Origin of the sequence: Pseudomonas sp. 44 R 15, assembly GCF_900004965.1 — a bacterium.
Classification (GTDB): domain Bacteria; phylum Pseudomonadota; class Gammaproteobacteria; order Pseudomonadales; family Pseudomonadaceae; genus Aquipseudomonas; species Aquipseudomonas orientalis_A.
Genome location: NZ_CVTU01000030.1, coordinates 59,310 through 65,841, shown reverse-complemented (window position 1 = coordinate 65,841; position 6,532 = coordinate 59,310). Strand labels below are relative to the sequence as shown.

Genomic DNA, 6,532 nt, shown 5'->3' with positions numbered 1-6,532 from the left:
AAACCGCCTGCACGCCCACGCCGTCACCCAGCAAGGAAACCACCTTTACCAACGCCAATACGACTACGACAAAGCCGGCAACCTCGCCCGCCTGATCGACACCCGCAAAGGCGAACACCGTTACCGCTACGACCCACTAAACCGCCTGACCCGCGCCGATCACTCGCAAGACGTACAGGAGCGTTTCGGCCACAACCCCGCCGGCAATTTGCTTATGCAAGACAGGCCGGGGCCGGACATCGTGGCGGGCAATCGCCTGATGATCCAAGGCGGTCACCATTACGACTATGACGCTTTTGGAAATCTAATAAGAGAACGGCGTGGCAAGGGTCATGCACTCGTCACCGAGTACCGCTACGACTGCCAGCACCGGCTGATCGGCCTCACCAAGCCCAACGGCCAAACCGCAAGCTATCGCTATGACCCGTTTGGTCGACGTATCAGCAAAACCATAGAAGAGAAAACCACAGAGTTCTTCTGGCAAGGCGACAAGCTGATCGCCGAACACCATGCGGAACGTCATCGCAGCTACCTCTACGAACCCGACAGCTTCCGCCCGCTGGCACTGCTGGAAGGCTTCGGGCCGGAAGACGTAAAGCCCTACCACTACCAACTCGACCACCTCGGCACACCGCAGGAACTCACCACGCCCGACGGTGAAATCGTCTGGTCCGCGCACCACCGCGCCTACGGCGAAATCAGCCGCCTCGACGTCGGCAAAATCGACAATCCGCTGCGCTTCCAAGGCCAGTACTACGACCAGGAAAGCGGCCTGCACTACAACCGCCATCGCTACTACCACCCGAATATCGGTCGTTACCTGACGCCGGACCCGGTGAAGCTGGCGGGTGGGATGAATGGGTACCAGTACGTGCCCAATCCTACTGGGTGGGTGGATCCGCTAGGTTTAAGTACATGTCCAGGCGCGGTCGGATGTAAACCACAGCTTAATACAGAAAAATCTCACGGGCAGGTAAAGGTAGATGAGGGAGCTCCCCCGCTACCCAGCTCAGAAAAAAAACGAGAATATCTGTATCGCGGTGACTTAAGAGAACCAGACGAAATCTTTAATAATGGATTTGAAAGTCGAGGAGACAGCACAGACCTTTTCCTGCACGTGTTGAATAATGCCAGTCCTCCTAGCAATTTCGTCCCCACTTCATCCTCAAGGAAACAAGCGTTGGTATTTGCTTCAAGCTTTGGATTCGAAGAAGGTTTCCTTTACACACTGAGGAAAATTCCTGGAATAGACGTAAACAAAGAGCTCGGGAAGCTCTCAAAACATAAAAACGAATTAGAAATCGCAATTCCCGGTCGAATAGATACCAAGGATATTTTAGGTGCATCGCCAGTTAATGAAGACGGAACCTTTAAGGGATATACAATTTTGAACCCGCATAGGAAATACCCATGAAATCACGTGAAATCACCATTATCAAAGACGGGATACGTGACAGTGCAGTGATCGAATATGAAGGCGGTAAATCTACCCTTTATCTATTGCTAAGCAACGGGATCCAAAAAACCTATACAGCAATGGACTTATACGATTGCTTCGGCTTATTAAGAGCTGATATGAAAGACACGTTGTTTCTTTGCAAAGGCGCCAAAATCAACGTCCACACGTCAGGTATGTCTTCACATATGTCAAACGGTCTTATTGCTTACGAACTGACAATGGGGCAGCCAGAAGGGGAACTTGTGCATATATTTTCTTATGAAGAAAACGATCTCACCAATGATATACAAGAGCAGCATGATTTCTGCCAGCGCTGGGCTGAATCGGTGCAAACTTAGCAAATGCATCTGTGACGAGCACGCTCGCCACAGAATGAGCGTCTACCTAAATCCCCGCCAACGCCAAATCCATCGCAAAATACGTAAATATCAAATCCGCCCCCGCCCGCTTGATCGAGCCCAGGGTCTCGCGCACTACGCGATCCTCGTCAATCGCCCCGGCCTGTGCGCCGAATTTGATCATCGCGTACTCGCCGCTCACCTGATACGCCGCCACCGGCAGGCGTGAGGCTTCGCGGATGTCGCGGATGATGTCGAGGTAGGCGCCGGCCGGTTTGACCATCAGCGCATCGGCGCCTTCCTGCTCGTCGAGCAGCGATTCGCGTACGGCCTCGCGGCGGTTCATCGGGTTCATCTGGTAGCTTTTGCGGTCGCCCTTGAGGGCGCTGCCGCCGGCTTCGCGGAACGGGCCGTAGAGGGCCGAGGCGAATTTGGTGGAGTAGGCCATGATCGGGATGTGGGTGAAACCGGCATCGTCCAGGGCGCGGCGGATGGCCTGGACCTGGCCGTCCATCGCCGCCGAGGGCGCGATGACGTCGGCACCGGCGCGGGCGGCGGCCACGGCTTGTTTGCCGAGGTTGACCAGGGTCGCGTCATTATCGACGTGGGCGCCGTGCATCACGCCGCAGTGGCCATGGTCGGTGTATTCGCAGAAGCAGGTGTCGGACATCACGATCATTTCCGGCACGGCGTCCTTGATGATCGACGACATGCGCGAGACCAGGCCGCGCTCTTTCCACGTATCGCTGCCGCTGGCGTCCAGGTGGTGGGAAACGCCAAAGGTCATCACAGACTTGATGCCGGCACGGGCATAGCGCTCGATCTCGCCGGCCAGCTTTTTCTCAGGAATACGCAACACGCCCGGCATGCTGGTGATCGGCACGAAATCGTCGATTTCTTCTTCGACGAAAATCGGCAGCACCAGGTCGTTGAGCGTGAATTCGCTTTCCTGGAACAGGCCACGCAGCTCCGGAGAGCGGCGCAGGCGACGGGGGCGGGCTTGGGGGAACTGGCTGGTCATGGCTTTCCTGAAAAGTGGCTGAAATCTTTGGGGCCAAAGCTTATGCCCCAAGCCCCGGCGGCACAAATGCCGAGGGGCCAACAGTGTATTGCGCAGCACGTAACAATTGCATTGATCTAGAGCTGTAAATGCCCTTCGATGCAGACGGCAACGGCGCCGCCAACCCAGATTTCACTGCCCTGGCGCTCGATGCGAATACGCCCCGCTCGCCCGATGGCGGTGCCTTGGCTGACCACGTAGCGCTCCGGCGCCAGGCCCTCGCCGAGCAGCCATTGGGCAAGCCCGGCGTTCAAGCTGCCGGTGGCCGGGTCTTCCTGAGCACCGTCGCCGGCGATGAAGGCGCGCACCTCAAACTGTGCGTCGTCCCCTGTGCCGGGCGCGATGACGCCAACCGCCAGTCCGAGCAACTGCGAGTAGTCAGGCCGCAGCGCCAGCACAGCCTGTCGATCAGCCAGCATCACCGCCAGCCAACCCGCGCCGTTATCCACCCACTGGCTACGCACAATAGCGCCGGGCGCCAGGCCCAGCCCCACGCGCACACGCTCAAGCAGTGATGCCTCGACAACGCCGGAACGCAACAGCGGTGGCGCGATGAACGCCAGCTCGTCGCCTTCGCGTCGAATGCGTACCAGGCCGATTTCGCACTCCTGAATGATCTCTTGCCCACGCGCAACACCGCCTGCCTGCAACCACGCATGGCAACTGCCCAAGGTCGGATGCCCGGCAAACGGCAGTTCCTGCAAAGTTGTGAAAATTCTTACCCGGTAGTCGGCTCGTGGGTCACGGGGCGTCAGCAAAAACGTGGTTTCGCTGAGGTTCGTCCACTTGGCGAAGTCGGCCATCTGCTGGTCCGTCAGGCTGTCGGCCCCAAGCACCACGGCAACTGGGTTGCCTTTGAGCGGCACACGGCTGAAGACATCCAGTTGTTTGAAATCGAAAATCGGCATGCTCAGCTCGGAATATTCAGGCCACGAATCACCGCTGGGCGTGCGACAAAACCGTCCAGCGCGCGCAGTACGTTAGGGAAATCGGCGATGCCTACCAGGTCGCCCGATTCGTAGAAACCGATCAGGTTGCGAATCCAGGGGAAGGTGGCGATGTCGGCGATGCTGTAATCGTCACCCATGATCCAGGTGCGGCCCAGCAGGCGTTTTTCCAGTACCTGGAGCAAGCGCCGCGACTCGGCGGCATAACGGTCGCGCGGGCGCTTGTCTTCATAGGCCTTGCCGGCGAACTTGTTGAAGAACCCCAACTGGCCGAACATCGGGCCGATCCCGCCCATCTGGAACATCAGCCACTGGAGGGTTTCGTAGCGAGTGGCCGGGTCTTCGGCGAGCAACTGGCTGGTCTTTTCCGCCAGGTAAATCAGGATCGCGCCGGACTCGAACAACGCCAGCGGCTGCCCGCTGGGGCCATTGGGGTCGATGATTGCGGGGATCTTGTTATTGGGGTTCAGCGACAGGAACTCGGGGGATAATTGGTCCTGGGTGTCGAAGCTGACCTTGTGCGCCTCATAAGGCAGGCCCAGCTCTTCGAGCATGATCGAGACTTTTACACCGTTGGGCGTAGGCAGCGAGTACAGTTGCAGGCGCTCCGGGTGCTGCGCGGGCCATTTGCTGTTGATCGGGAAAGCGGCGAGTGCGTTCATCGAGGAAGTTCCTGAGCTCAAAATCCCCATGATAGTCATCTGCTCGGCGTCGTGCATGCGTCATCATTGAGCAACATTGCCTGACTAGAATCCCCGTGGGCGAACCAAAATGCCCGAATGCACTCATAAGTGCGCTTGTTCGGTGAATGGAGGCACCTGGCTATACCGACATGGAACACCCTCAGACGCGCACCGCGCCACTGGGCCGGGCCTGTCAGCCTTAACCCGACGCAAGAAGACTCGAACCTAATGAAGATCAAGCCTCTGCGCCTTGTGCAACACATCAAACGTTATTCATACATCATGTTACCGCTGCTGCTGGTCACGGCGGGTATTGTCACGGCACTGGATGCCCGTGAAAGCCGCGCGCAACCGGTAGACGGCGTGCAAACCCTGGTATTTCTGCGCCACGGCGAAAAACCTGCCGGGGGCCTGGGCCAACTCAATTGCCAGGGCCTGAACCGTGCGATGAACCTGGCCAGTGTCTTGCCGGAAAAATTCGGCAAGGCCGATTTCGTGTTCGCCGCCAACCCGACGCGCAATGTCGAGGAAGGTGAGCACGACAACTCCTACAGCTACATTCGCCCGCTGATGACCATCAGTCCCAGCGCAATCAAGCTGGGCCTGCCGGTCAACATCAAGTTCTCGGCAAACGACACCAGTGCCCTGGCCGATGAACTGGTCGAAGACAAGTACCACAACGCCACGATCTACACCGCCTGGTCCCACGGTTACCTGCCGGAGTTGATCAACAAAGTCGCCAGTGAAGCGGCAGGCGAAAAGCACACCATCACCGAAGACTGGTCCGGTAACGACTATGACTCGCTGTATGTGCTGACACTCACCTGGCACAACGGCAAGGCCTCGCTGCTCAGTCGCAACTACAAGCAGGGACTCGATAATGGTGTGCAAACCTGCCCGGATCCGACCCAAGTCAGCGCAGATATCTGAAGGTTGAGCGTCAGGCGCGTATGATGCTGCGCTATTGACTCATCGGCGGAACATCTTCATGTCCAACCTCCCTTCTGCCCAGCCCAACCGGGGCTGGTCGTTCTGGTGCAAACCTGCGCTGTTTCTCCTGGTGGCCTGCGTCGGCCTCTACTACGTGAAATGGTCGCCCTACTACCTCAAGGCCTTTGTCGCGGCCGACAACCACAGCATCGGTGCCTCGATTCTCAATGACCAGCAAAGCTCGCCCCTCGCGGCGGCGCTGGCCTATGCCCAGGTGTATTTCCTGGCGATCTGGAAAGCCGCCGTGCTGGCGGTGATCCTCGGTTCGCTGCTGCAAGTGCTGATCCCGCGCGACTGGCTGCTGCGCCTGTTTGGCCGGGCCGGACTGGGCTCGACCCTGCGTGGCGGGCTGTTCGCCTTGCCGGGGATGATGTGCAGTTGCTGCGCGGCGCCGGTGGCGGCAGGCATGCGCCGTCAGCAGGTGTCGGTGGGCGCGGCGCTGGCGTTCTGGATTGCCAACCCGGTATTGAACCCGGCCACGCTGGTGTTCATGGGCTTTGTGCTGGGTTGGGGCTTTACCGCGTTGCGGCTGGTGGCGGGGATTGTGCTGGTGGTGGGTGTGTCATTGATCGCGCAGCGTATTGCGCGCCCGGACCAAGTGCCGGAAGCGGCGCTGGAGGCCGTGGCCGAGGTCAGCACTGCTGAGTCCGAACCCTTCCTGACGCGCTGGTTACGGACGTTGTGGCAGCTGTTCTGGAGCACCATCCCGGTGTATATCCTCGCGGTGCTGATCCTCGGCGCGGCACGGGTCTGGCTGTTCCCCCATGTGGACGGGGCGATGGCCGACAGCCTTGTGTGGCTGGTTCCGCTGGCGATAGTCGGCACGTTATTCGTGATTCCTACGGCGGCCGAGATTCCCATCGTACAAACCATGATGACCCTGGGCATGGGCACCGGCCCGGCCGTCGCCTTGCTGATGACCCTGCCGAGCATAAGCTTGCCGTCGCTGCTGATGCTGCGCAAGGATTTCGATGCGCGGGTGCTGGTGACGGTGGCCGGGCTGACCATGCTGATGGGAGTGGTGTGCGGGTTGATCGGGGCGGTGATTCTTTAGA

General features: G+C 58.9%; 7 protein-coding genes. 4 read left to right on the top strand and 3 right to left on the bottom strand.

Translation table 11 applies throughout. From position 1 onward, the window contains the following. Together BFP93_RS26980 and BFP93_RS02530 are read left to right on the top strand one after the other, a co-directional pair. A partial coding sequence (locus tag BFP93_RS26980) for an RHS repeat-associated core domain-containing protein (protein WP_176717543.1) occupies positions 1–1,414 on the top strand: 1,414 nt, incomplete at its 5' end. Then, positions 1,411–1,797 (top strand): hypothetical protein, encoded by a 387-nt coding sequence (locus BFP93_RS02530; RefSeq protein ID WP_065891835.1) that lies wholly within the window; start codon positions 1,411–1,413, stop codon positions 1,795–1,797. The genes BFP93_RS26980 and BFP93_RS02530, both read left to right, overlap by 4 nt. A gap of 46 nt (positions 1,798–1,843) precedes the next feature. Here BFP93_RS02530 and hemB read toward each other — a convergent pair whose 3' ends face one another. From hemB to BFP93_RS02515, 3 genes are all read right to left on the bottom strand, one after another. Continuing rightward, positions 1,844–2,818, bottom strand: a complete 975-nt coding sequence (gene hemB, locus BFP93_RS02525) for a porphobilinogen synthase (protein WP_016977356.1) — start codon at positions 2,816–2,818, stop codon at positions 1,844–1,846. Between the two features lie 116 nt (positions 2,819–2,934). Continuing rightward, positions 2,935–3,765, bottom strand: coding sequence for a PhzF family phenazine biosynthesis protein (locus tag BFP93_RS02520; protein ID WP_065891834.1), 831 nt, complete (start codon positions 3,763–3,765; stop codon positions 2,935–2,937). 2 nt (positions 3,766–3,767) lie between these two features. Beyond that, positions 3,768–4,466 (bottom strand): glutathione S-transferase N-terminal domain-containing protein, encoded by a 699-nt coding sequence (locus BFP93_RS02515; RefSeq protein ID WP_065891833.1) that lies wholly within the window; start codon positions 4,464–4,466, stop codon positions 3,768–3,770. A 249-nt stretch (positions 4,467–4,715) separates the two neighbouring features. On the opposite strand from BFP93_RS02515, the gene BFP93_RS02510 reads away from it, so the two are divergent. After that, on the top strand, positions 4,716–5,417 hold the full coding sequence (locus BFP93_RS02510; protein ID WP_065884075.1) for a histidine phosphatase family protein: 702 nt from the start codon (positions 4,716–4,718) through the stop codon (positions 5,415–5,417). Positions 5,418–5,475: 58 nt separating this feature from the next. Continuing rightward, the gene (locus tag BFP93_RS02505) at positions 5,476–6,531 is read left to right on the top strand and encodes a permease (RefSeq protein WP_065884073.1); all 1,056 of its coding nucleotides are present in this window, start codon (positions 5,476–5,478) and stop codon (positions 6,529–6,531) included. Position 6,532 lies beyond the last annotated feature (1 nt).